Raw genomic sequence first — 25,091 nt, forward strand, 5'->3', positions numbered from 1 at the left:
AGCAAGCTGGGGGTGCGTCTGGAGTTGGGGCAGGAACTCGAACCGACGTTGCCGTTGATCGCCGAAGCCCAACGCGAGGGCGCACTCTCGGCCGATCACGCCCGGCGGGTGATGCGGGTGATGGAGCAGTTGCCGCGCGGGATCGGTGTGGAGAAGACGGAGATGGCCGAGGAAATTCTCGCTGAGTACTGCCGCCGGGGGTACCCCGATGATGTGTGCAAGGTCGGTGCGGCGATGATCGCGCGCCTGGACCCCGACGGGAAGCTGACCGATGCGAAGGACCGTCAACGCCGCCGCGGTCTCACCTTGTGCGCGCAGCAGATGGATGGAATGTCGAGTCTGACTGCTGATCTCACCCCGCAAACCCGGGCGTTGTTCGATGCGATGCTGGCCAAGTTCGCGCGCCCGGGCATGTGCAACCCCGCCGACACCGACAGCCCGTGGACCGCACAGGACGCCACCGACGACGCGCGCCTGCAAGCGGCCGCCGCCCGTGATACCCGCACTCCCGCGCAACGCAATCATGATGCGCTGCTGGGATTCCTGCGTCCCGAACTCGGTGGCCCGGCGAAGCGGGGTTCGCATCGCGGGGTACCGGTCGCCACGATCATGACGATCAGCATCGCCGATGTCGAACGCGCGGCCGGGGTCGCCACCCTCGCCACCGGTGGCACCGTCCCGATCAGCGAGGCCCTGGAGTTGGCCCAGAGGTCCCAGCGGTTCCTGATGGTGTTCGACCACGCGGGGATGCCCCTGCATGTCGGGCGTGAATCCCGCACCGCGACCAAGGCCCAACGCCTCGCGCTGATCGCGACCGAGCGGGGCTGTACCCGCCCCAACTGCTCCGCGCCCGCCTCGCGCGCCCAGGTGCATCACCTCACCGAGTGGTCCAAGGGCGGCGCGACCGATATCGAGAACCTGACCTTGGCGTGCGATAGCTGCCATGCCCAGGTCCACGACGGTCCCGGCGGCTGGAAAACGGTGAAACTCGGCCCTGATACCGCGTTTCCGGGCCGCACCGCGTGGATCGCGCCCCCGCACATCGATCCCACCGGTACCCCGCAGGTGAATCACCGGCATCATCCCGGCGAGTTGATGGCCCTGACCCTGTCCCGGATCCAGGACCGCAACCGGCAAGCCAGGGAACGTCATAAGCGCTGGCTCGCCACCCACAGATCCACCCCCACTGGCGCCCCCGCCACCCCCTGAAAGCGGTCCTCCACACACCCGTGGCACCGCAGGCTCCGGCCTGCCGGTGCCACGGGCGCTGGTGTCTCGGCGACCAATCCTTCTCCGGCTCTTGGCTTTCAGTCTTTTGTTCTTTATTTCTTTGTTCTTTTATGTTTTGTCTCTGAACGTAACCACAGCCTGCCAGCCAGGCTGGTACGAGAGATGACGGCACCCAATGGGGGAGCGAAAGCCGGGTACGGCACCCAAGGTTCCCACACCTCTTCTTTGTCGCATGCACGCCACAACCGAACACCACCAAGATCGCACCACGCCATTGGTTCGGCCCCCTCCGGCTAATGCAGCCGCTCAATGAGGGATCGCCCCGGACCAATCCACCATTCGGCATGCCCGAGAAAGTAATGCCGGTGAGCGAGCCGGTAGAACCCATCATCCCGGCCAAAACGCCGCGTGCGTGTTCGACGGAGTGCGGCTGGCTTACGACTCTTCGGTCTCAGCCGGGTAGAGCGCTTCGACCAGCCGAGGTACGGCAAGGGTGCGTTGCCAATCCCGCGCTCCGCCCGCGGCGAGGAAGTCGTTGATGAGGGTGGGGGCTTCGCCGTTGGTGGCGGTGCGCGGGAGGCCGTCCCAGCACATGCGGCGGAGCAGGTCTGGGGTGAGGAGGTTTTCGATGGGGACGGAGACCTCTGTGGAGAGGTCGCTCATGGCTGAGCGGGCGCGTTGCAGGCGGGCGGCGGCGGCGGGGTCGCGGCGTTCCCAGCGGTTCACCGGGGGCGGGCCGTCGAAAGGTTGGGTGAGGGGTGGTAATTCGTTTTCGGCGAGGGCGCGGGCGCGTTCGACGGCACCGAGCCATTCGCGGGAGTAGCGGCGTTGGCGGGGGCCGCCGAAGACCGGGAGGGCGCGCAGTTGGGCGATCGATTTGGGTTCGCCGTTGGCGGCGGCCACAATGGCCGAGTCGGGGAGGATGCGGGCCGGGGCTACATCGCGGAGCCGGGCCAGGCGGTCGCGTGTGGTCCAGAGTTCACGCACGATGGCCAGTTGGCGAGTGCGGCGCAGGGTGTGAATCCCGGAGGTGCGCCGCCAGCGGTCCGACTTCGGCGCCGAGGGTTCGGCGTTGCGCACATGTTCGAATTCCTGTGCCGCCCAGTCGGTCTTGCCTTGCTCGTCGAGGTCCAGTGCGACCGCGTCCCGCAGTTCGAGGAGCAATTCCACGTCGAGGGCCGCGTAGTTCAGCCATTCATCGGGCAGTGGCCGGGTCGACCAGTCGGCGGCCCCGTGCCCTTTGCGGAGTTCGCGCCCGAGCAGGTTCTCCACCATGGCCGCGAGTCCGACGCGCTCATATCCGGCGAGTCGTCCGCCGAGTTCGGTGTCGAAGAGCCGCGCCGGGTAGAGCCCGAGTTCGGCGAGTCCGGGCAGGTCCTGATCGGCGGAGTGCAGTACCCACTCCAGATCGTTGATCGCGTCCGCGAGGGGTTCCAGGTCTCCGTCGAGGGGGATCGGGTCGATCAGAAAGGACCCGGCTCCGGCGCGCCGCAATTGAATCAGATAGGCGCGATTGGAGTACCGGAACCCGGAAGCGCGTTCGGCGTCGACGGCCAGGGGCCCGGTGCCGGCGGCGAGTCGCTGGGCGGCGTCGGTGATTTCGGCAGCACTGTCCAATACCGGCGGCACACCCTCCACTGGCGCGAGCAGCGGTACCGCGGCAGTGGCTTCGGGCTCTTCTGGTACGGACATGGTCTTGAACTCTACGGGTAGGACAGTCGCGATCCGCGTCACGTCGCCGAAACGACAGACCGCGACATGGCGCCGGGCTGTTGGGAATCGTAGTGGCCCGGCGCCGATTTCGTTGCGGTACAGGTGTTCTCGTTCGGGACTAGTCGGGATCGCTGTCGTCGTGCCGCACATCCAGCCGGGTAACCCCGGCGGGTGGTAGTCCGGCGGCGAAGGCGAGGACTTCGCCGAAGGCTTCGACGTGCGGCTTCATATCGGTATCGCCGACGGTCCAGGAGGCGCGCAGTTCGAGTTGATGCGCGCGTGGCGGTCCGGCGATATCGCCGTAGCGCACCGAACTTGTCGCGGTGACGGTGCCACCCAGCGCGGTGAACGGTGCCCGCGAGTCGAGGGCGTCCACCAGCCAGCTCCATGCCACTTCGGGCAGTAGCGGGTCGGCGGCGAGCGCGGAGTCGATATCGGCCTGGATGTAGGCGACCAACCGGAATACTCCGTGCCAGGCGTCCTGCCCGTCCGGGTCGTGTAGCAGGATCAGTCGGCCGAAGGCGTCCCCCTCGGAGTCGACGGGGACCACATTGGTGTCGGGGCGAGTGACTTCCGCTCCTAATGCATAGGAGTACGGAGCCAGGCGCTGCGGGGGGCGGATCGGAGCTAGCCCGATCCGTGGATGCACTGTTGCGGTTCCCATCGCATCGACCGCGGCGCGGAACCCTATGGGTTCTTCGGGCTCCGGGGTCGGTGCGGCGCCGTCGCGGAAGTCGAGCGGTGTCACGTATGAGGACGGTAGACCTACCGGGCCCGGTGTAGTGAGAGGCGCGCCGCTCGCGGCCTTTACGATGAGCGGTGATGAGCACTCACACTCGCCGCCAGCTGACCGATGCGCCCCTTCTAGTCGCCGCCTCGGGTGGCGTCCCGCATCGCCGTCCGGTGTGGTTCATGCGTCAGGCAGGGCGTTCGCTGCCGGAGTACCGCGAACTGCGCAAGGGGATCGGCATGCTCGAATCATGCTTCGATCCGGAGCTGGTGTGCGAGATCACCATGCAGCCGGTCCGGCGGCACGATGTCGACGCGGCAATCCTGTTCTCGGACATTGTCGTTCCGTTGAAGGCCGCCGGGATCGATCTGGATATCGTGCCCGGTGTCGGGCCGGTCGTCGCGAATCCGGTTCGGACCGTGGCCGATGTGCGCGCCCTGCCGCGCCTGCGGGCCGAGGAGGTCGGTGCGGTGACCGCCGGTATCGGGCTGCTGCTCGACGCGCTCGGCGAGGTGCCGTTGATCGGATTCGCGGGCGCGCCGTTCACCCTGGCCTCGTATCTGGTCGAGGGCGGGCCGAGCAAGAACCACGAGCGCACCAAGGCGATGATGCTCGCCGATCCGGAGACCTGGCATCAGCTGCTCGGGGTGCTGACCGATATCACCATCGAATTCCTGCAGGCGCAGATCACCGCCGGGGTGGACGCGGTGCAGTTGTTCGATTCCTGGGCCGGGGCATTGACCCTCGCGCAGTATCGCGAGTTCGTGTTCCCGCATTCGCAGCGGGTCTTCGCGGAGGTGGCGTCGGCGGGTATCCCGCGCATCCACTTCGGTGTGGGCACCGGAGAACTGCTGGGCGCCATGGGTGAGGCCGGGGCCGATGTGGTCGGTGTCGACTGGCGGATTCCCCTGGATGACGCGGTGCGCCGGGTCGGTCCCGGAAAAGCGTTGCAGGGCAATCTGGATCCGGCGGTGTTGTTTGCCGGTCCGGCCGCCATCGAATCCGAGATTCGGCGGATCGCCCGGGAAGCGGATGCGGCGATCACCTTGGGCGCCAAGGGGCACATCTTCAATCTCGGTCACGGCGTACTGCCCGATACCGATCCCGAGGTGATCACCGCGACGGTCGAGCTGATTCACAGCCTGCCTTCTCCGCTGTAATCGACTGCCCAGGCCGGCCGCCACACCGGTGCGGCCGGCGGTGCCAGGCTCGCGAGATGTTCGATGATCGCCCGCAGTCCCGGGTGCGGGTTCGCGCTCGGGAGGAGGAGCGAAATCGGGTACGCGAGTACCGGATTCGCGATCGGAATACGGCGCAGGTCGTGATTCGCGGGCCAGAGGTAGCGGTCGCGCGCGCCGACCAGCGTGGCCACATCCGCGGAGTCCGCGAGGATGTCCAGGAGTACCTCATTGCCGAAATTCGGTCCCGCGGCGTCGATGCGGAGGTCGAATTCGGTGACGAGCTGATCGTAGAAGTCCGACCATTCGCTGCCCGGCGCGATACCCGGCACCCAGATCCGATGTTTGCGTAATTGAGCCGGGGTGAGGCTGCGTGCGGCGGCGAGCGGATGTCTCGGGCCGACAAGCAGTTCCAGCGGTGAGTCGAACGCGTGGATCATCCGCACCTCGCGCGGTAGCGTGGCCGGATCGGTGACCGAGCGGAACGAAGCGTCGATATCGCCCGCGCGGACGGCGGCCACCGCCGCCTGCGGATCATTGACCCGCAGGGTCACCACATCGAGCGCCGGTTCGGGATGCGCACGCCAATAGTCGTGTAGCACAACGGCTTGCGCGGACCGCAGACCGAGCACATCGATTCGCAGCGCCCGCGAGCCCGGTTTGATCGCGGTGATCGCGCGATCGACACTGCTGACGATATTGCGTGCGTGGGGGAGGAACGCTTGACCGTCGAGGGTCAACTCGACCCCGCGCGCGGTGCGGTTGAACAGCCGGATGTCGAGTGCCCGTTCGAGTGTCGCGATCCGTTTCGACACGGCCTGCTGTGTCACGCCGAGCTCGTCGGCCGCGTGCTGCAGCTGTCCGAGTTCGGCCGCACGAACGAACGATCGCACCGCTTCGGTATCCATCGATCCACCTTACGGGTGCTCAACCGATGGTTGTGGCTCGCCGGAAGACAGTTGTTTGATCCCCGGCCGGTGCGGCTGCTGTGATCGCCGTATTCGAATATCGGTTTGTGGCAAGGGAGTATGCGCGTGCAATTGGGGCGCAATTTCGGCTGGCTGTGGTCGGCCTACGCGGTCAGTACATACGGCACCTGGATCGCGTTCGGGGCGTTTCCGCTGCTCGCGGTGCGGGTGCTGGACTCGAACGCCTTCGCGGTATCGCTGTTGGAGGCGGCGGGTCTGGCGGTCGCGGCCGTGGTCGCGTTCACGCTGGGGCCGTGGGTGGAGCAGCGGGCCAAGCGTCCGGTGATGATCGGGATGGACCTGATCCGATTCGCCGCGATGGCGAGTATTCCGGTCGCGTATGCGCTCGGCGTGCTGTCCTATGGTCAACTGTTGGTTGTCTCGGTCGTGTCCGGGACCGCGAGCATAGCGTTCACCGCCGCCTCCGGCGCATACCTGAAATACCTTGTCCCGCGCGATCACCTGCTGGTGGCGAACGGGCGATTCGAGGCGACGAGTTGGGCGGCGACCGCGGTGGGGCCGCCTCTCGGTGGCGCGTTGATCGGTCTGCTCGGCCCGGTTGTCACCGTGCTGGCCGACGCGTTCAGTTATCTGCTGTCCGCACTCGGGGTGCTGCGTATTCGTGGCGGTGATGTCGCGTCACCGCGCGGTCCGGCGACCAGGATGCGCCCGGCCGACCTGCTTGCCGGTGCGCGGTTCATCCTTCGAGACCACGCGCTGCTGTGCCTGTTCCTCAATTCGATCCTGGTGGGTGGCTTGATCATGGCCACGCTTCCACTGCTGGCCGTGCTGCTGCTGGGCCAATATCATTACCCGGCTTGGCAATACGGTCTCGCCTTCGGTCTCCCGGCGCTCGGCGGTTTTGCCGGCGCTCGCCTGTCCGCACCTCTGGTAGCCCGCTATGGCAGTCACCGGGTCATGATCGTCTTCGGTTGGCTGCGTTCGATCTTCCCGCTCGGTCTGGCGTTCATCGGTCCCGGCATCGCGGGACTGCTCACCGTGATCGTGGTCGAGGCCCTGCTGATCACCTGCATGGGCATTTTCAATCCGATCTACGCGACCGAACGCCTGCAACGGGTGCCTGCCGATCATGCCGCCCAGGTCCTGAGCACCTGGAGCGCCGCGGGCAAACTGCTCCACGCCACACTCATGGTGATCTGGGGTGTCCTGGCTATCCTCACCAGCCCGCTCGCGGCGATCACCATCTCCGGCGTGCTGCTGCTCGCCACTCCGCTGCTGCTGCCCAACCGCACGCACTTGGCCGGCCGACCCGGCCCGAGAGTAGCTTTCAAATAGGAAGGGAGAGATCGATGCGGATCGCGATAGTCGGTGGCGGAATCAGTGGCCTGGTGGCCGCCTACAGATTGCGCCGAACCCTGGGCGCGGCAGCCGACCTGGTGTTGATCGACGAGCGCGACCGCCTCGGCGGCATCCTGCGCACCGCTGAAATCGACGGCCATCCGGTCGACCTGGGCGCGGAGGCATTCGTCGGCCGCCGCCCCGAAATCCCTGAGCTGATGCGGGAATTGGGTATCGAGGACCAACTCGTTTACCCGGCCGGTAAGCGTCCGCTGGTGTGGTCCGGGGGCACTGGGCACAGGTTGCCGGAGCGCACGCTCATGGGAATCCCCGCGGGCCCAGAGTCCATTGCCGGACTGGTGGATGACGAGACCGTCGCCCACGTTGCCGCCGAGCCCGGCAGGCCGCTGCGGTGGGAGCGCGGGGGAGACGTCTCGGTAGGCGCACTGGTAGCGGACCGTTTCGGCGAGCAGGTGGTCCGCCGCAGCGTCGATCCACTCCTGGGTGGCGTGTACGCCGGTACCGCCGATTCGATCGGTGTCCGAGCCGCCCTGCCGACCCTCGCTGCCGCCTTGGACGCCGGCGCAGAGAGCCTCACCGACGCCATCCGCAAGACGTTGCCACCGCCCTCCAGCACGCCGGTCTTCGGTGGTATCCGTGACGGCTATCAGGTTCTGCTGGAGGCCCTGCGTGCCGCCGCCGACGTGAAGGTCGAAACCAATACTCCCGCAACGCGACTCACCCGCACCGCGACCGGCTGGCACCTCGATCCGATAGGCGCGGTAGACGCCGTGGTATTGGCGACCCCCGCACCGGTAACCGCCGCCCTACTCCGCGATATCGCCCCCGACGCCTCGGCGATCGCCGCCGGAATCCGGCTGGCTTCCTCGGCGGTGGTCGCCATGACCTTGCCGAAGGACACCGAACTCCCCGACAATTCCGGAATCCTGGTGGCGACCGGTGAACCGTTGCGCGCCAAGGCTTTCACCCTGTCCAGCCGCAAATGGCCGCACCTGGCCGCCCGCGATGTAGCCCTGATCCGCGCCTCCTTCGGCCGCTTCGGCGACGACTCCCTGCTCTCCTGGCAGGACCCCGACCTGATCCGGGCCGCCGTCGAAGACCTGACCACTGTCACCGGCGCGGCCCTCCGCCCGATCACCGCGGTGGTGCAACGCTGGCGCGGCGGCCTCCCGCAGTACGCCCCCGGCCACACCACCCGAATCGCCGACCTACGTTCCGCCACAGCCGATCTCGACGGCCTGGCCCTGGCCGGCGCCTACCTCGACGGCGTCGGCGTACCCGCCTGCGCGGCCTCCGGCACCGCCGCCGCAGCACGAATCACCCAGCGGCTGAACTGATTTGCGCGGGTGTCTACTTGCTGACCAGGTCGCTGGGGTCGGTGTTGGCTCCGCAGATCACCACTGCGATTCGCTCGCCGGGATCCGGAAGATACGCCCCGGATTGCAGGGCCGCGAGCGCGGTTCCGGCGGCGTGTTCCACTGCGAGTCGCCGGTCGTCCCACAGGGATTGGCGTGCGGCGATGATCTGTTCGTCGGTGACCAGGACCGAGCGGACCACTGCTGCCCCGGCTGCCGCGATGGCCATCTCCGAAGTTCGGCTCGCACCAAGGGAATCCGCGGCGACCGACTTGATGGGGACGTCGACCGGATATCCGGCGGCCAGGCCGGCGTTGAAGGCGCGGCAGCTTTCCGGCTCGGCCGCCACCACTCGAATGCCATGGTGTGCGGCGGCTGTCGCGACACCGGTGAAGAGTCCGCCACCACCGACCGCGACCACCACGGTGTCGAGTTCGGGCATCTGGGCGACGATCTCTTCGAGCAGAGTGCCCGCACCTGCCGCGATATACGGGTCGTCGTAGGCGTGTGAGCGCAGCGCCCCGGTTGCGGTCGCGTAGCGCTCGCATTCGGCCGCGGCGTCGGCATAGGAATCACCGCCGCGCAGCACCTGTGCGCCGAGTCCGCGCAGTCGCTCCAATTTCACCGCGGGTGCGGAGTTGGGCAGGAAAACCGTTGCGGCGGAGTCGACTATGCGTGCGGCCCAGGCGCAGGCGACGCCTGCGTTACCGCCGGAGGCGATGGTGACGCCGACGCGCGGGAGCGTCCCGAGTTCCTGGTGCGCGAGCATGAAGTTCACCGCGCCGCGGGCTTTGAAGCTGCCCGAGTGCTGGAGGTGTTCGACGGCGAGTCGCACGCGTGCGCCGCCGAGGGTTTCGGCGGAGGTGAGGACCACGGGTCGTACCTGGCCCGAGATGCGGTCGCTGGCCGCCTTCACGTCGGCGTAAGTGGGCTGCACTGCACTTCCTTCGCTGTTCGGGTCGGTCCGGGGGCAGGTCGGTTTCCGGCGGCCGCACGGCGTTGGCGCGGTGGCGAACGAAAACTGTGCGCGGGCCGGTGCAGCGGATAATTACACTGTAACTTACGCTGGATTCATGCCCAGGACCTCGAAGTCGCTCGAAGAGGCGACACCGGAGGCGATCGCGCGCGCCGGGCTGGAAATCATCGAGACACGCGGGGCCGCGCAGTTGAGCTTCCGCACAATCGCGGCGTATCTACAGGTCTCTCACACGACGGTCGTCCGGCGTGGCGGCGGTGATTTCAGTGGTCTGCTGGATCTGCTCTCGGATCATCTGGCCGCGAATCTGCCTGAGATTACGCCGGGTTCGAAGCCGTGGGCCGACGCCACGCAGGAGCGTTTCGCCGCCTGGTACACACTCACGGCCGCGCACCCGGGCCTGCTGCTGTTGCGCGGCACCCGCCCGCTGCTCGGCCCGCGCCTGTTGAGCCGGTTGACCGAACCGCAGGTGGCGGACAATATTCTGCTGGGTCTCACGGTCACCGACGCGTTCACCGCGTACCGGGAGATGTACCTGTACACCCTGGGTTGCGCTGCGCTGGTGGAGCATTGGAACGACAAGGCGGTCAAGCTGCGCACGCGTTCGGCGCTGGCGGCGCTGGACCCGGAGGAATTCCCTTTGCTCTCAACTCATTTGACCGAGGTCACGACGATCATCACCTCCGACGAACCGTTCCGGGACGGCCTGCGCCGCCTCGTCGACTCGTGGTCCGCGACCGTGAAATAACCCACCGGGACCGCTGCCGGCACGCGCGCGAGCGAGTGGCACGATGGAGTCATGGCGCGACTCGACTACAAGTCCCTGAACGACACCATCCGTTACCTCATGTTCTCGGTCTTCCAGGTGGAGCCCGGTGTGCTGGGCGAGGATCGGGCGGCCGCCATCAAGGAGGCGCGGGCCTTCTTCGATTCCCTCGAGGACCGCGGTGTGGTGGTGCGCGGTATCTACGATGTCGCCGGTATGCGCGCGGACGCCGACTTCATGATCTGGTGGCACGCCGAGAAGATCGAGGAGTTGCAGGCCGCGTACGCCGACTTCCGCCGCGTCACCGAGCTGGGTTCGGTCAGTAATCCGGTGTGGAGCAATGCGGCCCTGCATCGCCCGGCCGAGTTCAACAAGAGCCACATCCCCGCGTTCCTGGCGGGCGAGGAGCCGGGTAACTACATCTGCGTGTACCCGTTCGTGCGCTCCTACGAGTGGTACCTGCTCCCCGACGAGGAGCGTCGCAAGATGCTCTCCGATCACGGCAAGGCCGCCCGCGATTACCCGGACGTGCGTGCCAATACCGTCGCCTCGTTCGCCCTCGGCGACTACGAGTGGATCCTGGCCTTCGAGGCCCCCGAACTGCATCGCATCGTCGACCTCATGCGCGATCTGCGCGCCACCGAGGCGAGGTTGCATGTGCGCGAGGAGATTCCGTTCTTCACCGGCCCGCGCGTCGAGGTCGAACAGCTGATCGCCGCCCTGCCGTAGTAACCACACGGTAGCTGGGCAACTGCCCGCAAAATTTGGGGCATGCACGTAATCGTGCGTGCCCCATAGAGTTTCTGCGACCAGCTCGTTGTGTTGCCGTCCGAGGGGTGCAATCGCAGAGAGAGTGAGTTGCCCTCGGCGTGTCGACAAGCGGCACGCCGAGGGCGTACGTGACTATTCGACGCCGGCCGCATTGGCGCGCCGCCTGTTCGGGGAGCTGCTGAACGCCCCGCCGGAGTCGGCCCCGGCCGAACCGGCGGACGCCATCGCGGCGATGTCCGCCGATGAATTGGTGCGGCTCGCGCGCGGGATGAGTGCGCCCGAGCTCGAGTAGCTCGCGGGCCGGATCGATGCGTGCGGGAACACATCGTGTTGCCTATTGTGAGCGGGACGACACCGCCGACTCCATTGGATCCCAGCGGTGGTCGTCGACCGCTGCGATGCGGCGGAGTCTTGATGTGCTTATCAGATTTCGGTTCTGCAGTTGTTCTCACTCACATCGGAGGGCTTTGCATGGCGAAGGATTTGACCCAACTCGAGTTGCTGACCGCACTGGATCCGGTGGTCGGCCAGAATATCGATCGGCATCTGTCGATCGCCAAGGACTGGTACCCGCACGACTACGTGCCCTGGGACGAGGGCCGCAATTTCGCCGCGATGGACGGGATCGACTGGGACCCTGAGCAGTCCCGATTGTCGGAGGTGGCGAAGGTCGCGATGATCACCAATCTGCTCACCGAGGACAACCTGCCCTCGTATCACCGGACCATCTCCGAGAACTTCTCCCAGGACGGCGCGTGGGGAACCTGGGTGGGGCGCTGGACCGCCGAGGAGAATCGGCACGGCATTGTCATGCGCGACTATCTCGTGGTCACCCGGAGTGTCGATCCGGTCGCGCTGGAGAATGACCGTATGGTCCACATGACCAAGGGTGTGCAAGCGCCCGCGGGTTACGGTGGTGTGCTCGATCAGGTTGCGTACGTGACGTTTCAGGAACTCGCCACCCGCGTCAGTCACCGCAGTACCGGCAGGGTGTGCGCCGAGCCGATCGCCGACCGCATGCTGGCCCGTATCGCCGCGGACGAGAACCTGCACATGATCTTCTACCGCAATATCACCGCCGCCGCGTTCGACCTCGCCCCCGATCAAACCATCGAAGCCATCACCAAGGTGGTGAAGGAATTCGCGATGCCGGGCCACGGCATGCCGAACTGGCGCCGCAATGGCGTATTGATGGTCAAACACGGCATCTACGATCTGCGCCAGCACCTCGACGAGGTCCTCTGGCCGGTCCTGCGGATCTGGAATGTGTTCGAACGCACCGATTTCACCCCTCGCGGCGAACGGAGCCGCCAAGAACTGGGCGAGTACCTCGAGAAACTCGAACGCGACGTAATCCGCTTCGAGGAGCAACGCGACCGCCTCCTCGCCCGAGAAGCGGCCAAAGCCGAAAAGGTCCTCGCAACCAGCTGACCGAATTCCCGCGCTGATTCAACCCGCGGACTGCGGCGCGGGAATGCAACCGGCGCAATGCAATACGAGCCCGTGCGGACGGACGAGTGTCGGTCCGCACGGGCTTTCGTCCGGGCGAGCCCGTCTGTTCAGTCGATAGGCGGGAAGGTCCTCCCCGTGCCGAAGTCCCCGTTTGCCGACACCTGTGCCAGGCTTCGTCCAGTGCTGTCTACCTGTGCTCGGGGTGGGTGTCACCTTGGTGGTGAGGGTGATTGCTGCGGCGATGCTCACCACACCCTGCCACCCGAGTTCCAGGTGTGCTCGATCGCTCCGCTGTTGGTTGCCGAGACGGTTTGCTCATGCCGGCCAGGTGGCGGGCAGCCGGGTGGTGAACCAGTCGCGGGCGAGTTCCGCTGCTTTGCGTAGGGTGCCCGGTTCCTCGAACAGATGGGTCGCACCGGGTACCTCGGCCAGCTCGGTTTCACACGACATCGCCTTCGCGGCTTGATGATTCAGATCCATCACGAGGTAGTCGTGGCCGCCCAGGATCAGCAGGGTCGGAGCCCGCACCGCGGCCAACGCGCGGCCCGCCAGATCCGGTCGGCCACCCCTCGACACCACCGCAGCGACCTGTACCCGCGGGTCGGCGGCGGCGTACAGGGCCGCCGCGGCCCCGGTGCTGGCCCCGAAGTATCCGATCGGCAGCCCCTCGACGTGTTCCTGGCGAGTCAGCCACGCGGTGACCTCGACCAGCCGCCCGGCGAGCAGATCGATGTCGAACACGTTGGCGCGGTTGATTTCCTCGGCGGTGGTGAGCAGATCGAACAGTAGCGTGCCCAGACCGGCCCGTTGCAGGACCTCGGCGACGTAGCGATTGCGGGGACTGTGACGGCTGCTGCCGCTGCCGTGCGCGAATACCACTACCCCGATCGGATGCTCGGGAATGGTGAGATGTCCTGCCAGCTCGACATTTCCGGCCCGTACGCGTACCTCGTCGTCGCGCAGTGGCGGATCCGCGGCCGAAACCGGTTGCGGTGGCGCCGCCCGGATGGCGGCGCGGGTCAGCAGTTCGACGACCTCGTCGTCGGTGGTCTCGTCGAAGTGCTCGTACCACTGGCCGACAGCGTCGAAGAACCGTGGCCGCTCGAGGCAGATCACCTCGTCGGCCTCCCGCCTCAGCACACGCAGCGCATCCTGGGACGCGACCGGCACCGCCAGCACCACCCGCGCCGCGCCTTGCGCGCGGGCCGCCCGGCAGGCGACGCCGGCGGTGGCGCCGGTCGCGGCACCGTCGTCGACGATCACCGCGGTCCGGCCGGTCAACGGGATGCGCGGACGCCCGGCGCGGAAGCGAACCGCCCGGCGTTCCAGCTCCGCGCGCTCGCGCTGCTCCACCCTCGCGATGTCCTCGCCGGTGAGCTCGGCTCCCTCCACGACGTCGGCATTGATCACCCGCGCCCCACCCTCGCCGATGGCGCCGAACGCCAGCTCCCGCTGATATGGGACACCGAGTTTGCGCACCACGATCACGTCCAGTGGCGCGTTCAGCCACCGCGCCACCTCGAACGCGACGGGGACACCGCCACGGGGCAGTCCCAGCACGACCACATGTGCACCGCGTAGCATCGTGAGCTGCTCCGCGAGCCGATGGCCTGCCTCTGCGCGATTCTCGAGGAACATTGAAACCTCCTGAAAGACAGGTCAACCCAGCCTCGCTCCGGCTGCCGAATACCAACAGATCCCGTTGTCGCCGATCGAGAGGGTCCTTGGTCCTCGGCTGGCCGCTACGGCAACTCAGCGCACGACTTTCATGGCCGCGCTTACGTCGCGCAGACCGCTTCGACCGGCGCGTCACAACCGCGGGCTCTCGGATCGAGGCCGAGTAGCCGCTGCGGCTATCAGCGGCGGATCCTTCCGTCCGGCGGCGGACGTCGAGGTGTCCGTCCATGACGGACGGCTGACGATCAAGGCCGAGCGCACCGAACAGAGGGAGGAGAAACGGTATTCGGAGTTCCGCTACGGCTCCTTCGAACGCACCGTCATGTTGCCGGCGGGCGCACAGGAGGAAGACATCACCGCCAACTACACCAAGGGCATTCTCACCGTCAGCGTGCCGGTCACCGAACAGCCCAAGGAACTGACCAAGAAGATGAAGTGACGTCCGGCGATTGATCCTCGTCCGGTCATAGCGGGCGTATCCCGCTGGTATCGAACCGGCGCGGAGTCAGCGCATGTCGGGATGCTCGGCATGTTTCCCGGTGCGATGCGTCATCGAGGACAGGTGCTCGGCGGCGACTTCCTCTCGAGTCCGCAGATCCTCGGCATCGAGCGCGTATGCGTCCGGGCCCGGATAGACCAGTGCCCGATGCCCGGTGTCGGTCCAGTGCACGAGATACGGGGGCTCCCCGGTATCCCCATGCACCTCCTCGATGAGACCGCGCCGTACAGCGCCGCCGATGTTACGGGGTTCGACTATCAGCCAGTCGCCTGATTTGGCATACATGATCTGAACCTTCCTGTGTCGCTGTGACGCCTTGGATTCATACTCGTGCCGACGTCCTATCCGCGGGTAGTGCCGGAAGTCCTGCGGTTCGCGGCAGGCGATCGGTCGTGTCTCAGCGGCCGATCCCGGTGGTCGGCAGTCGCGGGCGCGGGTGATTTTCGTCCTTCGACGGGAGGATTTCGGCCTCCGGCTTCACCAATACCGCACTCACCGACGACGGCGACGTGTGGTGGGAGGGAGTGCCCGGCGAGCCGCCCGCACATCTGACCGACTGGCGTCGCCAGGACTGGACTCCGGCCGCGGGAACCCCGGCCGCACATCCGAATTCGCGTTATTGCACCCCCATTGATCAATGCCCCACCCTCGCCCCGGAAGAAGATCGCCGAGATCGGCACCCCTCGGGGGCGGTCTGGTCACCGACGCCCGACTCGACCACCCCACCGTCGAGCTGCCCGTCACCGAGGTCGGTGCCGGCACCGGTGATGTACTGGCCCGCTACACCGTGCGTCGCGACGAATTCGCTTCCACCACAACACTTGTGGCCGCACTCGCCGGCAATCACCGCGGTGCGCTACAGCTCGCCACCGAGCCGCGTGAGCTTCGCGGCGGCAGCGGGGTCGGCATTGTGGAGGGCTGGCGCGGCACCATCGTGCACCGCGTCGAGGTCGACGCGACCGGCCGATTGACCCGCGCGCGGATCGTCGATCCGTCCTGGTTCAACTGGCCCGCTCTGCCGGTGGCCATGAGCGAGACGATCGTTCCGGACTTCCCCCTGGTCAACAAGAGCTTCAATCTGTCATACGCGGGCAACGACCTCTAGGGACGCTCAGATCTTCTTGACCACACTGGATTTGAGCTGCATCGGACCGATGCCGTCGACCTTGCAGTCGATGTCGTGGTCGCCGACGCCGTTGACGAGCCGGATATTACGCACCTTGGTACCGGCTTTGATGCCGGTCGGACTGCCCTTGACCTTCAAGGTCTTGATGACGGTCACCGTGTCACCGTCGGCGAGCACATTGCCGACCGCGTCCCGGATCTCGGTCTCATCGGCGCCGGTCGCTTCGGTTGCCGGGGTCCATTCGTGGGCGCACTCGGGGCACGTCAGCAGTGCGCCCATCTCGTAGGTGTATTCGCTCGAGCACTGCGGGCACGGGGGAAGTTGATCGCTCATCGAAGTTCCTTCTCTTTGTCGTCGATGCCGCTGCGGAACGGAATCGGCTGGGGCAGCTGGTCAGCTGTGGACGGGCGCCGCGAACGGGCCCCCGGTTCCGACGACCACGAGTGCCGATGCTCCACATCGTGGACACGATTGGGATCCCGCTGCCAGGGCGGAGGTCCGGCACAGCAGAGTGCAGTTGCCGCACCGCAGAATCCGGCCGCGTAGCCGGTAGAACGGTGTCACCCGGATGACAGTCACCTCCATTGTTGATTGCTGATAAACATAACCACAGCCGGTGTCCGCGAGTTCAGGCTCGGCCGTGGCGGCGTTCGTAGGCTTCGCGTTCCCCGGCGGAGCGCTGCCGGGCCTTCGGTTGTCACCGGGAGGCTCCTGTGGGGCGGGACACGTATTCGCGCGCGAGTGCGATCGCGTCCGGGGTGTGGTCGAACAGGGGTGCTTCACCGTCGCCGGGCAGTGCTCCGATCGCTGCCAGCCGCTGGCGATGATCGGCCCGCAGTCCGGACATGAGGACGGTGATGTGGCGGTGTTCGAGTTTGCCGATGGCGTCCTTGAGCACCAGCGCACCGGTGGTGTCGAGCGCGGTCATGCGGGACATCCGCAGGATGACCACCCGTACGTCGGACACCTCGGCCAGTTCGAGCAGGAACCGGTGGGCGGCGGCGAAGAACAGCGGCCCCTCGATGCGATAGGCCACGATGTGATCGTGCAGCAGGGCGTGCTCCTCGGCCACGTGATCGGAGTCGTCGAGCGGAACCTGTTCCAGCCGAGCCTCTTTCGCGATAGACCGCACCGCGAGCACCACCGCGATACCGACGCCGACAGCGACCGCGGTCACCAGGTCCAGCGCGACGGTGACCGCGAAAGTCACGACCATGATGAGCGCATCACCCTTGGAGGCGCGGGCGATCGCCGCCAGCGATGCCGTCTCGACCATCCGCATGGTGGTGGCCAGCAGCACCCCGGCCAGCGCGGCCAGCGGAATATCGGCGACCAGTGATGCGGCCAGGTAGATGATCGCGGCCAGCACCGCCGCGTGGGTGAGCGCCGCGAGCCGGGTGCGCCCGCCGGAGCGCACGTTCACCGCGGTGCGCGCGATCGCACCGGTCGCGGGCACGCCCCCGAACAGCGGTGCGGCGATATTGGCCAGACCTTGGCCGAGCAATTCGCGGTCGGGATCGTGGCGGGTGCCCACGGCCATCGAATCCGCGGCCGTCGCCGAGAGCAGCGACTCCAGCGCGGCCAGCGCGGCGACCGCCAGCGCGGGTGCCACCAGCGACGCCAACTGATCGAAGTGGACGAATCCGATACTGGGAGCCGGTAATCCGGAGGGGATCGTTCCGATGAGCGCCAGATCGAGATCGAATATCCGCGCCGCGACGGTGGCCAGTGCCACCGCGACCAGCGCGAACGGAAGTTTCGGCAGATACCGGCCGCCCACCAGCATGGCCGCGGCCACCAGCAGTGCGGTCGCCAGAGATACGTGGCTCGGCGTCGAGACATATTGCCGGACCGCGTCGAAGGCCACCTGCCACACCTTGTCACCCTGCGCGTGCGCGACGCCGAGCGCTGCCGGGAACTGTTGCAGCGCAATGACTACCGCGATACCTGCGGTGAATCCCTCGATCACCGGGGCCGGCATGTATCGAACTGCCCTGCCGACCCCGGCGATCGCGAGCACCACCAGTACGAGGCCGGCAAGCAGCCCCACCGCCAGCACCCCGCTCCCCCCGAACCGGTGGAAGATCGGAACCAGCACCACCGTCATCGCACCGGTCGGCCCGGAAACCTGAAAACGGGAGCCACCGAAGACCGCGGCCACCGCGCCCGCGATCACGGCGGTGGCCAGCCCGGCGGCCGCGCCCATCCCCGAACTGATTCCGAAACCCAGCGCCAGCGGCAAGGCGACCAAGGCGACGATCAGACCCGACAGCAGGTCCGCGCCGGGAGCACGGACCGCCGGCTTCCAATCGGACCAGTCCGGTAGAAGTGCGCGCACCGTCATAGTTTTCGAGCCAGCCGGAGCTTCAGCGCGGCGAGCTGTTCACGCAGGGTTTCGGGGAGCCGGTTGCCGCCGATGCGGGCGTACCACTCGTCGATGGATTCGGTTTCGGCCACCCATTCATCGGTGTCGACGGTGAGTGCGGCGGCGGCCAACTCGCGGTAGGAATCGGATAGCCCGGTCAGGTCGAGGTCGTCGGCGGTGGGGACGTACCCGATCGGCGTCTCGACCGCCTCGGCGGTGCCGTCGAGGCGTTCGAGCGCCCACTTGAGCACGCGCACATTGTCACCGAATCCGGGCCACAGGAATTTGCCGTCGGCGCTGCGTCGGAACCAGTTGACCTGGAAGATCTTCGGCAACTTCGCCGGATCCGCGGCCTCGCCCAGCTTCAGCCAGTGCGCGAAGTAGTCGCCCACGTTGTAACCCAGGAACGGCAGCATCGCCATCGGATCGCGGCGCACCACACCGACCTGACCGGCCGCGGCCGCGGTGGTCTCCGAGGACAGCACCGAGGCGGTGAACATCCCGTGCTCCCAGTCGAACGACTCGGACACCAGCGGGATCGTGGTGGCCCGGCGGCCACCGAAGAAGATCGCCGAAATCGGCACCCCGGTGGGGTCATTCCACTCCGGGGCGACCGACGGGCACTGCTCGATCGGGGTGCAGTAGCGCGAATTCGGGTGTGCGGCAGGGGTTCCCGAGGCGGGAGACCAATCCTGGCCGCGCCAGTCGATCAAGTGTGCCGGCGCCTCGTCCGTCAGGCCCTCCCACCACACATCACCGTCATCGGTGCGAGCGGTATTGGTGAAGATCGAATTGCCGACCTCGATGGTGGCGATGGCGTTCGGATTGGTCTTCGCGCCGGTACCCGGGGCGACGCCGAAGAATCCGGCTTCGGGGTTCACCGCGTACAGCCGGCCATCCGCGCCGAACCGCATCCACGCGATATCGTCGCCGATCGTCTCGGCCTTCCACCCGGGCAAGGCGGGTTCGAGCATCGCGAGATTGGTCTTGCCACACGAGGACGGGAACGCCGCGGCGACGTAGTGCGTATTCCCTTGCGGGGAGGTGAGTTTGAGGATGAGCATGTGCTCGGCCAGCCAGCCCTCGTCGCGCCCGAGTACCGAGGCGATGCGCAGCGCGAAGCACTTCTTGCCCAGCAGCGCGTTGCCGCCGTAGCCCGAGCCGTAGGACCAGATGGTGCGAGTCTCGGGGAAGTGCGCGATGTACTTGGTCTTGTCACACGGCCACGCGACATCGTCCTGCCCGTCGGCCAGCGGCGCGCCCACCGAGTGCAGGCAGCGCACGAATTCTGTTCCTGCGGTGAGCTTTTCCCATACCGGGGTACCCGAGCGGGTCATCACCCGCATGGACACCGCCACATACTCCGAATCGGTGACCTGCACACCGAATTTCGGCTCGGCCGCATCCAAAGGCCCCATGCAGAAGGCGATTACGTACATCGTCCGTCCGGCCATCGCGCCGCGGTAGTGCTCGGTCATCACCGTCTGCATATCGAGCGGATCGACCCAGTTGTTCGTCGGACCGGCATCGGCCTTGTCCTCGGAACAAATGAAGGTGCGATCCTCCACCCGTGCCACGTCCTCGGGATCGGAGACGCACCAGAAGGAGTTCGGCTTGGCGGTCAACGGCACGAAGGTGCCCTTCTCGACCAGCGATGCGGTGAGCCGGTCCCATTCGTCGCGGCTGCCGTCGGCGAACACGATGCGGTCCGGCGCGGTCAGCTCGGCGACCTCCGCCACCCACGCCAGGATGCCTTCGTGGGTCGTCGGTGCCTGCAGGGTTACGACGGCGTCGGGATGGTCGGTCACGAATTCTCTCCTTCAGGAAGCTACTAGATATTCAGTTTAGAAAGACTGCAATCAGTGAAGGTAAGCAGTCCCCTCGAACACGCGGAAAACCTTCCTACGCGGACTGGTCCAATGCCTCGGCCTGTCCGGCGACAACCTCGGTGAGGATCACCCGCGCTGCCGCCAAAAGCTCGGCGACCTGGGGCGATGTCAGCTCGTAGGTGACCGAGAGGCCCTCCCGGCGCGCGACCACCAATCCGGCGCGGCGCAGGATGGAAAGCTGCTGCGACAGATTCGCGGGCTCCACGCCGATCTCATCCAGCATCTGCGAGACCGCGTACTGGCGTTCGCTGAGCAGTTCCAACACCCGGATTCGCACGGGATGCCCCAGCGTTTTGAAGAAGTCGGCCTTCATCTGATAGAGCGGCCTGCTCAATCCGGGCATGTGCAAGCCACCTTCCATCGACAACACAGTGGCGGCACACAACCGGCCTACCGATTGCATAGTTTAGCAAACAGTACAACTATGCGAACGTCCGAGCGCCCGTAACGTCGATGCCGGGAACACCCCGCGCTGCCGGTCGAAGGACCTGTCGCGAGCGAATTCGCCGGCTCGGTGAGTCCGGGGCGCGAATCGGTATTCTGTTGGGGCAGAGTGGCTTTGGTTTCAGATGGTGATGGTGATGATGTCGTGGGTGGTGGTCAGTTCCTTGGCGTTGTAGCGCTGGCTACGGATGGCGTCTTCGATGATTTGGGTCTTGTCGCCGCAGAACATCACAACGGCGAGACGGCGCGGATCGATGACCTGTACGACCGCGTGCTCGGAGACCGTCGTATGGGCCAGTTCGGTCAATTCGAGGTGGCTGATGGCGTTCTCGAGTGCGTTGATGGTGGTCATCGGCGTCCTTCCGTCAGCATGGCTGGCTCGGGTAGATCCTCGAGTAGTTCGGCTTGTCCCGCGACCACGCCGGTGAGGATCGCCCGCGCGACGATCAGCAGTTCGGCAACCCGGGGTGAGGTCAAGGCGTAAGAAACCGAGAGTCCTTCGCGGCGAGCGGTGACCAGGCCGGTACGGCGCAGAATCGCCAACTGCTGTGACAGGTTCGCGGGCTCGATACCCACCTCGGGCAACATCTCCGAGACGGCGTAATTGCGTTCGCTGAGTAGTTCCAGCACGCGGATCCGGGCAGGATGGCCCAGGGTTTTGAAGAAGTCGGCTTTCATCCGGTAGAGCGGCCGGTGTCCATCCATCATGGTTGTCCTCGCTCTCCGGGAAGTCGACCATCGTGAATCTTAGTTTCTAATCTAAGCAACTTGATTGATCAACAGGGGTGGATTCGAGGGTGCTCCGCGTGTCGTGATGCCCAGTTGCTAACATTCGCAATTAGGTCGCGAGGTTCGCGTCCGGTTGCTCCGCCGACTGGCGGGACATACGCGCTCGCGACTGTAGGAATCCGCCCATGAGTACCCACGCCCAACGGCGAAAGCCGAACCTCGCCCAGTACCTGGCCTATTGCTACGGGTACGTGCTGCCGGTGTCCATGCGCGACTGGGTGCGTCATGATCTGGCGGGGAAGGGCGCGACAAGGCGAATGATTGTTCGGGCAACCATTCCCTGCATCCTGCTGCTGGCACCGATGCTGCTGATCCGGACATCGCTCTACGTGCACGTCAGCATGACGCTGCCGATCCTCATCCCGTTCATCTACTTCGCCGTCGCGCTCAACACCGTCCACCGGCGCCACCGACTCGTCCAGCACGGACTCGATCCCGCCCTAGCCGACGAACTCTCCCGCGAGCGCGACGCCCACCTTCGCCGCGCCTACGAGCAGCGCTACGGCCCGCGCCCGTAGCAGCCTCGATATCGGGGGTTCACCGGTGAGTCGCGGGGTTGAGGTCCACGGAACCCCCGGGAGCATGCACCCCGTCGACGCGAGCCACCGCTTTACCAGGGCTCACCCCCGCACGCGCGGGGAGCATGACCTCCCGGTCGGTGACGAGTTGCTGCGAGCGGGCTCACCCCCGCACGCGCGGGGAGCATCGACGACAACGAACCATCTACCGCCGAAGCACGGGGCTCACCCCCGCACGCGCGGGGAGCATTGGGACACCGACTGGCCACCGAGCACGTACGTGGGCTCACCCCCGCACGCGGGGGGATGAGCCCTTGACGAACGCCTCGGCCTTCCCAGGGAGCAAACGTTCCCCGCGAGTGCGGGGGTTATCTGATTGGTGCGGATTGCTTGAGCAGTTCCTTGCGAAATGCAGATTTTTTTATCGGTCGAGTCCAAATGTATTGTGTATATCGGTAGTTTCCGATCAGGGCGTCGAGCATGTGATCATATTGCGCGCCAACCGATTCAGGGTCGGCCTGGTCGAACATCGAGTGCAGCGGGTTGCGGACCCCAGCCAGGAGGACTTCGGGGACACGTTCATCAGGTTCACCGGAACCGTAAAGAATCGACGTGGCGGGTCGGCGGCGGTGGTATGTCGGCGAGAAGTACTGTGGCGGTGCGATATCGGGTGGGCGCGCCGCAGAATCCGGCGCCATCGCGTAGTACTCGCGCCACTCGTGTTGCGGAGGTCCACCGAATCCTGGAGGTACGGCTGATCTTTGGGCGCGAGGAGAACTCCGCTGTGACGTAGGTAGGCCGCCAGTTGGCCAGCAGCGGCGACGAACATGTTGGTGCGCAAAGGGATCCGGCAGGGTATCCATTCAGTTCTAATGGGGCTGCGGTTGGGTTGCGGAGTAGGCGGTGCGGTTGGCTTCGAGATCTTCGCGTTCGATGCGGGCCGTGATGCTCTCGACCGACCAGCACTTGCGGGTTGGAGTGGCAGATGCGCCGAGGTTCACTGCCGGAGCGATCAACACGAGGGCCCATGCCAGCAGTCCACCGATGGTGATACCGGCCAGGAACGGCAATACAACTGAGGACATCACGACTCCTAATCGACGAAAGGTATTGGTGGCAGTCATATTTGACTGTTTCCGCTGGTGCTGTCCGGACGAACCCGGTTCCTAGTGGGTGCGGGGTAGCCGCCTCCGTCCGGTCAGTACCTCGTCCTTCAGGTCCTCGTAGCCGACAGCCAGCTCGGCTAATCGCTCCCACGTATCCCGCAGTTCTTCTCCGCCTGTGCTTTTCAACGCTGCGCACGCGCATGCGGTGAATGCCGCGAGTCGATCGATCACCGCGCCCAGGCTCTCGGTGTGGATTCGAGCGCCACCGTGAGACGGCGGTAGCTGCCGGCCGACCCATTGGTCGATGTCATGGATCAGGCTGACGCGCCGTTGTGCGAGTTCCGTTTCAGCGCGCTCTTCGGCCCCAGCCAGTTGTTCGTGAATCTCGGACAACTCGCTGGCCCAGTGCAGCAAAGGATGGCTGTTTTGGACATTGCCCCGGCACGCGGCGAGCAGTCCATGTTTGGCGGGTAGCAGGTCCATCAGTGGTCACCTCGGGGCGTCGCACAGATATCTGCGGTCATCGGCCTCACCTGCATCGGGTCATCGGCGGAGTGATATCAAACACTTTGCTGAACTATGTGTCAGGTTGTCACAGTGCAGGGCAACGTGCAAGAAAGTGGGTGGGTTGCGTTATTCGTCTTGATTGCCGCCAGCTCCGAGCGAGTCGGTCGATCCCGTGGCAGGATTCTGGTGTGACAGATCGTCACTGTGCCGCAACGGAGGTGTGAAGTGGTGTCGCAAGTGACGGGCGCGGCAACTAGCGAGAGGTTTTCTCCGTACAGTCGGCGCCTTCATCTGGGTGATTCGCTGCGTCGCCTCCGTCAGGAGGAGGCTGGCGGTCCGTCGACCCTGCAGGTCGCGAAGGCCATCGGGATGGATCGCACTCTTTTGACCAGGATCGAGACTGGCCAACGTCGGGTCGCTGCCGATGTCAGCATGACGATCGTCGAGCACCTCGGCGTCACTCAGCACTCGCCTCGATGGCAGGAGTTCTATGCGTTGGCTCGGGACGCTGCCCAGTCGGGGTGGTGGGAAAAGCCGGGCGTTCAAGGGTTTATCGCCGCGCCAAGCGCTGCCTGCGGATCTCGAAGCGGGTGCCGCCACCATCCGCTGGTACGACTTTGCTCTGATCCCTGGGCTGCTCCAGTCGCCGGCCTACCTGCGCGCGCGTCACGATGCTGCCATCACGAACGACCATTCCGCGGACAGCCCCGTGGAGGTTCGAGCTCGTGAACGTCGTCAGCAGGAGGTCTTTGTCCCCGGCGGCCCTCGAATCGAAGTCATTGTCGAGGAGACAGTCATTCGGCGACTTATGGTCCCGAGGGCGGCGATGCTCGAACAGCTCGAGCACCTGCTGAAACTCATCGACTCGAACGATCAGGTCGACTTCCGCATCCTTCCGGTCGGCGGCGAATTGCTCGGCTTGCGAGCGCCTCGATCACCTTGGGAGATATACGAATTCGCCTCCGGCGATCCGACCGCGGTAGTGGTTGAGTCGCTGACCGAGGATTTTCTCCTGCGTGATCACGCTGAGGTCGCCAATCATAAGCGATTGTGGCGCAGGCTGTTCGAGATAGCTCTACCTCCGGACGAAAGCCGAGAACTTGTCGCCCGGAATGCCGAAATTCTCACGAAGGAGCAGTAATGGTGGGGAACAAGATCGTGACGGGGCGTCGGCCCCGGGACGGATACGTCAAGTCGTCGTTCAGTGACGGCGGTGGTCAGTGCGTGCTGGTCCGACGAAAGGAAGGCGATGCGAGCGTCTTCCTCCGCGACAGCAAGTACCAGCGAAACCTCCGCAATCGTGCCGAGGACGAACCGATTATCGAACTGCCAGAAGCTGTTTGGCTCGCGTTCGAGGATCTGGTTTTGAATCGTGTGAGTGACGCGGCCATCGCGGACTTTCTCGCGATGGAGTATGCCGACGACGGAAGTACCGTACTACGTGGACCTGATGGAACCATGCTCCTGTTCACCGAAGCCGAGTGGAGCGCCTTCCGAGCCGGTCTCGCCGGAGGAGAGTTCGAACCTCGAACGGTCGCCGCATAGCGTCTGCGCTCCAAGCGTTTCAGTCGGCAGAACCCTCAGAAGGCTTCAAGCGCAGCGAAATCGAGTTGATGCAGTTGCGCTCAAATATCTGCCCGCCGATCGCTCGGGTAAATGAGTCTTTTGGACTGGTGAGGGTAGGTCTTGACGTCCAGCCGGTCGATGACTGA

General features: G+C 65.8%; 26 protein-coding genes, 4 pseudogenes and 1 CRISPR repeat array. Of the genes and pseudogenes, 15 read left to right on the top strand and 15 right to left on the bottom strand.

From position 1 onward, the window contains the following. Window positions 1–1,209 (top strand): HNH endonuclease signature motif containing protein (locus tag GFY24_RS36575; protein ID WP_153809698.1); only part of this gene is annotated, 1,209 nt, incomplete at its 5' end. A gap of 456 nt (window positions 1,210–1,665) precedes the next feature. Here GFY24_RS36575 and GFY24_RS36580 read toward each other — a convergent pair. Together GFY24_RS36580 and GFY24_RS36585 are read right to left on the bottom strand one after the other, a co-directional pair. Continuing rightward, window positions 1,666–2,922, bottom strand: a complete 1,257-nt coding sequence (locus tag GFY24_RS36580; protein ID WP_153809699.1) for a ribonuclease D — start codon at window positions 2,920–2,922, stop codon at window positions 1,666–1,668. Window positions 2,923–3,061: 139 nt separating this feature from the next. Beyond that, entirely contained in the window at window positions 3,062–3,691 is a 630-nt protein-coding gene (locus GFY24_RS36585; protein WP_309231774.1) for a DUF3000 domain-containing protein, read from the bottom strand. 74 nt (window positions 3,692–3,765) lie between these two features. Between GFY24_RS36585 and hemE the strand changes: the two genes are divergently transcribed. After that, window positions 3,766–4,833, top strand: a complete 1,068-nt coding sequence (gene hemE, locus GFY24_RS36590; RefSeq protein ID WP_153809700.1) for a uroporphyrinogen decarboxylase — start codon at window positions 3,766–3,768, stop codon at window positions 4,831–4,833. Here hemE and GFY24_RS36595 read toward each other — a convergent pair. Then, window positions 4,809–5,759 carry a LysR family transcriptional regulator gene (locus GFY24_RS36595; protein ID WP_153809701.1) on the bottom strand — a complete coding sequence of 317 codons (951 nt, stop codon included), beginning with the start codon at window positions 5,757–5,759 and terminating at the stop codon, window positions 4,809–4,811. The genes hemE and GFY24_RS36595 overlap by 25 nt on opposite strands. Window positions 5,760–5,879: 120 nt before the next feature. On the opposite strand from GFY24_RS36595, the gene GFY24_RS36600 reads away from it, so the two are divergent. Both GFY24_RS36600 and GFY24_RS36605 read left to right on the top strand, forming a co-directional pair. Further along, window positions 5,880–7,115, top strand: coding sequence for an MFS transporter (locus tag GFY24_RS36600; protein WP_153809702.1), 1,236 nt, complete (start codon window positions 5,880–5,882; stop codon window positions 7,113–7,115). A 14-nt stretch (window positions 7,116–7,129) separates the two neighbouring features. Further along, window positions 7,130–8,476 carry a protoporphyrinogen oxidase gene (locus GFY24_RS36605; RefSeq protein WP_153809703.1) on the top strand — a complete coding sequence of 449 codons (1,347 nt, stop codon included), beginning with the start codon at window positions 7,130–7,132 and terminating at the stop codon, window positions 8,474–8,476. A 13-nt stretch (window positions 8,477–8,489) separates the two neighbouring features. Here the strand turns inward: GFY24_RS36605 and GFY24_RS36610 are convergent, their stop codons facing one another. After that, complete coding sequence (locus GFY24_RS36610; RefSeq protein WP_309231775.1) at window positions 8,490–9,431, bottom strand: threonine/serine dehydratase; 942 nt, start codon at window positions 9,429–9,431, stop codon at window positions 8,490–8,492. A 136-nt stretch (window positions 9,432–9,567) separates the two neighbouring features. Between GFY24_RS36610 and GFY24_RS36615 the strand changes: the two genes are divergently transcribed. The 4 genes from GFY24_RS36615 (at window position 9,568) to GFY24_RS36630 (ending at window position 12,438) form a co-directional block, all read left to right on the top strand. Next, window positions 9,568–10,218, top strand: a complete 651-nt coding sequence (locus tag GFY24_RS36615) for a TetR/AcrR family transcriptional regulator (RefSeq protein ID WP_153809704.1) — start codon at window positions 9,568–9,570, stop codon at window positions 10,216–10,218. 51 nt (window positions 10,219–10,269) lie between these two features. Next, window positions 10,270–10,965, top strand: a complete 696-nt coding sequence (gene hemQ, locus GFY24_RS36620; protein ID WP_153809705.1) for a hydrogen peroxide-dependent heme synthase — start codon at window positions 10,270–10,272, stop codon at window positions 10,963–10,965. Between the two features lie 124 nt (window positions 10,966–11,089). Next, window positions 11,090–11,299 (top strand): hypothetical protein, encoded by a 210-nt coding sequence (locus tag GFY24_RS36625; RefSeq protein WP_153809706.1) that lies wholly within the window; start codon window positions 11,090–11,092, stop codon window positions 11,297–11,299. 179 nt (window positions 11,300–11,478) lie between these two features. After that, window positions 11,479–12,438, top strand: a complete 960-nt coding sequence (locus GFY24_RS36630) for an acyl-ACP desaturase (protein WP_153809707.1) — start codon at window positions 11,479–11,481, stop codon at window positions 12,436–12,438. A 336-nt stretch (window positions 12,439–12,774) separates the two neighbouring features. Here GFY24_RS36630 and GFY24_RS36635 read toward each other — a convergent pair whose 3' ends face one another. Next, the gene (locus GFY24_RS36635) at window positions 12,775–14,097 is read right to left on the bottom strand and encodes a phosphoribosyltransferase family protein (protein WP_153809708.1); all 1,323 of its coding nucleotides are present in this window, start codon (window positions 14,095–14,097) and stop codon (window positions 12,775–12,777) included. Window positions 14,098–14,353: 256 nt separating this feature from the next. Here GFY24_RS36635 and GFY24_RS36640 point away from each other — a divergent pair, with 256 nt between their 5' ends. Further along, a complete protein-coding gene (locus GFY24_RS36640) occupies window positions 14,354–14,575 on the top strand; it encodes an Hsp20/alpha crystallin family protein (protein WP_375336156.1) in 222 nt (73 codons plus the stop codon). A gap of 66 nt (window positions 14,576–14,641) precedes the next feature. Here GFY24_RS36640 and GFY24_RS36645 read toward each other — a convergent pair whose 3' ends face one another. Beyond that, entirely contained in the window at window positions 14,642–14,920 is a 279-nt protein-coding gene (locus GFY24_RS36645) for a DUF1918 domain-containing protein (RefSeq protein WP_153809710.1), read from the bottom strand. A 191-nt stretch (window positions 14,921–15,111) separates the two neighbouring features. Between GFY24_RS36645 and GFY24_RS36650 the strand changes: the two are divergent. Continuing rightward, a pseudogene (locus GFY24_RS36650) lies at window positions 15,112–15,363 on the top strand (phosphoenolpyruvate carboxykinase domain-containing protein); the annotation flags it as partial. Then, a pseudogene (locus tag GFY24_RS36655) lies at window positions 15,327–15,740 on the top strand (formate hydrogenase); the annotation flags it as partial. The pseudogenes GFY24_RS36650 and GFY24_RS36655, both read left to right, overlap by 37 nt. A gap of 6 nt (window positions 15,741–15,746) precedes the next feature. Here the strand turns inward: GFY24_RS36655 and GFY24_RS36660 are convergent. The 6 genes from GFY24_RS36660 to GFY24_RS36685 all read right to left on the bottom strand — a co-directional run bounded on the left by GFY24_RS36660 (window position 15,747) and on the right by GFY24_RS36685 (window position 21,167). After that, window positions 15,747–16,094 carry a zinc ribbon domain-containing protein YjdM gene (locus GFY24_RS36660; RefSeq protein WP_153809711.1) on the bottom strand — a complete coding sequence of 116 codons (348 nt, stop codon included), beginning with the start codon at window positions 16,092–16,094 and terminating at the stop codon, window positions 15,747–15,749. 364 nt (window positions 16,095–16,458) lie between these two features. Further along, complete coding sequence (locus GFY24_RS36665) at window positions 16,459–18,105, bottom strand: SulP family inorganic anion transporter (protein WP_153809712.1); 1,647 nt, start codon at window positions 18,103–18,105, stop codon at window positions 16,459–16,461. Next, window positions 18,102–19,934: a phosphoenolpyruvate carboxykinase (GTP) gene (locus GFY24_RS36670; protein WP_309231776.1), complete on the bottom strand. Its 1,833-nt coding sequence runs from the start codon at window positions 19,932–19,934 to the stop codon at window positions 18,102–18,104. Before GFY24_RS36670 ends, GFY24_RS36665 begins: the two co-directional genes overlap by 4 nt. Before the next feature lie 94 nt (window positions 19,935–20,028). Beyond that, the gene (locus GFY24_RS36675) at window positions 20,029–20,376 is read right to left on the bottom strand and encodes an ArsR/SmtB family transcription factor (protein ID WP_375336157.1); all 348 of its coding nucleotides are present in this window, start codon (window positions 20,374–20,376) and stop codon (window positions 20,029–20,031) included. 204 nt (window positions 20,377–20,580) lie between these two features. After that, complete coding sequence (locus tag GFY24_RS36680) at window positions 20,581–20,811, bottom strand: hypothetical protein (RefSeq protein ID WP_153809713.1); 231 nt, start codon at window positions 20,809–20,811, stop codon at window positions 20,581–20,583. Next, window positions 20,808–21,167 (bottom strand): metalloregulator ArsR/SmtB family transcription factor, encoded by a 360-nt coding sequence (locus tag GFY24_RS36685; RefSeq protein ID WP_153809714.1) that lies wholly within the window; start codon window positions 21,165–21,167, stop codon window positions 20,808–20,810. The genes GFY24_RS36680 and GFY24_RS36685 overlap by 4 nt, the downstream gene beginning before the upstream one ends. A 206-nt stretch (window positions 21,168–21,373) precedes the next feature. On the opposite strand from GFY24_RS36685, the gene GFY24_RS36690 reads away from it, so the two are divergent. After that, entirely contained in the window at window positions 21,374–21,766 is a 393-nt protein-coding gene (locus GFY24_RS36690; RefSeq protein ID WP_153809715.1) for a DUF5313 domain-containing protein, read from the top strand. A gap of 37 nt (window positions 21,767–21,803) precedes the next feature. Beyond that, window positions 21,804–22,077: a CRISPR direct-repeat array (repeat unit 29 nt; unit sequence GGGCTCACCCCCGCACGCGCGGGGAGCAT). A 118-nt stretch (window positions 22,078–22,195) separates the two neighbouring features. Here GFY24_RS36690 and GFY24_RS42625 read toward each other — a convergent pair. The 3 genes and pseudogenes from GFY24_RS42625 to GFY24_RS36700 form a co-directional block, all read right to left on the bottom strand. Then, window positions 22,196–22,358, bottom strand: a pseudogene (locus GFY24_RS42625) (IS256 family transposase); the annotation flags it as partial. 277 nt (window positions 22,359–22,635) lie between these two features. Further along, a complete protein-coding gene (locus GFY24_RS36695) occupies window positions 22,636–22,851 on the bottom strand; it encodes a hypothetical protein (RefSeq protein ID WP_153809716.1) in 216 nt (71 codons plus the stop codon). A gap of 81 nt (window positions 22,852–22,932) precedes the next feature. Continuing rightward, a complete protein-coding gene (locus GFY24_RS36700; RefSeq protein ID WP_153809717.1) occupies window positions 22,933–23,355 on the bottom strand; it encodes a DUF4254 domain-containing protein in 423 nt (140 codons plus the stop codon). 261 nt (window positions 23,356–23,616) lie between these two features. Between GFY24_RS36700 and GFY24_RS43940 the strand changes: the two are divergent. The 3 genes and pseudogenes from GFY24_RS43940 to GFY24_RS36715 all read left to right on the top strand — a co-directional run. After that, a pseudogene (locus GFY24_RS43940) lies at window positions 23,617–23,787 on the top strand (helix-turn-helix domain-containing protein); the annotation flags it as partial. An 82-nt stretch (window positions 23,788–23,869) separates the two neighbouring features. Beyond that, window positions 23,870–24,520 carry a DUF5753 domain-containing protein gene (locus GFY24_RS42630; RefSeq protein WP_228567013.1) on the top strand — a complete coding sequence of 217 codons (651 nt, stop codon included), beginning with the start codon at window positions 23,870–23,872 and terminating at the stop codon, window positions 24,518–24,520. Next, the gene (locus tag GFY24_RS36715) at window positions 24,520–24,924 is read left to right on the top strand and encodes a DUF397 domain-containing protein (protein ID WP_153809720.1); all 405 of its coding nucleotides are present in this window, start codon (window positions 24,520–24,522) and stop codon (window positions 24,922–24,924) included. Before GFY24_RS42630 ends, GFY24_RS36715 begins: the two co-directional genes overlap by 1 nt. Window positions 24,925–25,091 lie beyond the last annotated feature (167 nt).

Source organism: Nocardia sp. SYP-A9097, assembly GCF_009649815.1.
Taxonomy (GTDB): Bacteria; Actinomycetota; Actinomycetes; order Mycobacteriales; family Mycobacteriaceae; genus Nocardia.

Coding starts and splice junctions, on each gene's coding strand:
- GFY24_RS36580 (WP_153809699.1), bottom strand. CDS start 2,922: ATGTCCGTACCAGAAGAGCCCGAAGCCACTGCCGCGGTACCGCTGCTC.
- hemE (WP_153809700.1), top strand. CDS start 3,766: ATGAGCACTCACACTCGCCGCCAGCTGACCGATGCGCCCCTTCTAGTC.
- GFY24_RS36595 (WP_153809701.1), bottom strand. CDS start 5,759: ATGGATACCGAAGCGGTGCGATCGTTCGTTCGTGCGGCCGAACTCGGA.
- GFY24_RS36600 (WP_153809702.1), top strand. CDS start 5,880: ATGCGCGTGCAATTGGGGCGCAATTTCGGCTGGCTGTGGTCGGCCTAC.
- GFY24_RS36605 (WP_153809703.1), top strand. CDS start 7,130: ATGCGGATCGCGATAGTCGGTGGCGGAATCAGTGGCCTGGTGGCCGCC.
- GFY24_RS36615 (WP_153809704.1), top strand. CDS start 9,568: ATGCCCAGGACCTCGAAGTCGCTCGAAGAGGCGACACCGGAGGCGATC.
- hemQ (WP_153809705.1), top strand. CDS start 10,270: ATGGCGCGACTCGACTACAAGTCCCTGAACGACACCATCCGTTACCTC.
- GFY24_RS36630 (WP_153809707.1), top strand. CDS start 11,479: ATGGCGAAGGATTTGACCCAACTCGAGTTGCTGACCGCACTGGATCCG.
- GFY24_RS36635 (WP_153809708.1), bottom strand. CDS start 14,097: ATGTTCCTCGAGAATCGCGCAGAGGCAGGCCATCGGCTCGCGGAGCAG.
- GFY24_RS36645 (WP_153809710.1), bottom strand. CDS start 14,920: ATGTATGCCAAATCAGGCGACTGGCTGATAGTCGAACCCCGTAACATC.
- GFY24_RS36660 (WP_153809711.1), bottom strand. CDS start 16,094: ATGAGCGATCAACTTCCCCCGTGCCCGCAGTGCTCGAGCGAATACACC.
- GFY24_RS36665 (WP_153809712.1), bottom strand. CDS start 18,105: ATGACGGTGCGCGCACTTCTACCGGACTGGTCCGATTGGAAGCCGGCG.
- GFY24_RS36675 (WP_375336157.1), bottom strand. CDS start 20,376: ATGGAAGGTGGCTTGCACATGCCCGGATTGAGCAGGCCGCTCTATCAG.
- GFY24_RS36680 (WP_153809713.1), bottom strand. CDS start 20,811: ATGACCACCATCAACGCACTCGAGAACGCCATCAGCCACCTCGAATTG.
- GFY24_RS36685 (WP_153809714.1), bottom strand. CDS start 21,167: ATGATGGATGGACACCGGCCGCTCTACCGGATGAAAGCCGACTTCTTC.
- GFY24_RS36690 (WP_153809715.1), top strand. CDS start 21,374: ATGAGTACCCACGCCCAACGGCGAAAGCCGAACCTCGCCCAGTACCTG.
- GFY24_RS36695 (WP_153809716.1), bottom strand. CDS start 22,851: ATGTCCTCAGTTGTATTGCCGTTCCTGGCCGGTATCACCATCGGTGGA.
- GFY24_RS36700 (WP_153809717.1), bottom strand. CDS start 23,355: ATGGACCTGCTACCCGCCAAACATGGACTGCTCGCCGCGTGCCGGGGC.
- GFY24_RS42630 (WP_228567013.1), top strand. CDS start 23,870: ATGCGTTGGCTCGGGACGCTGCCCAGTCGGGGTGGTGGGAAAAGCCGG.
- GFY24_RS36715 (WP_153809720.1), top strand. CDS start 24,520: ATGGTGGGGAACAAGATCGTGACGGGGCGTCGGCCCCGGGACGGATAC.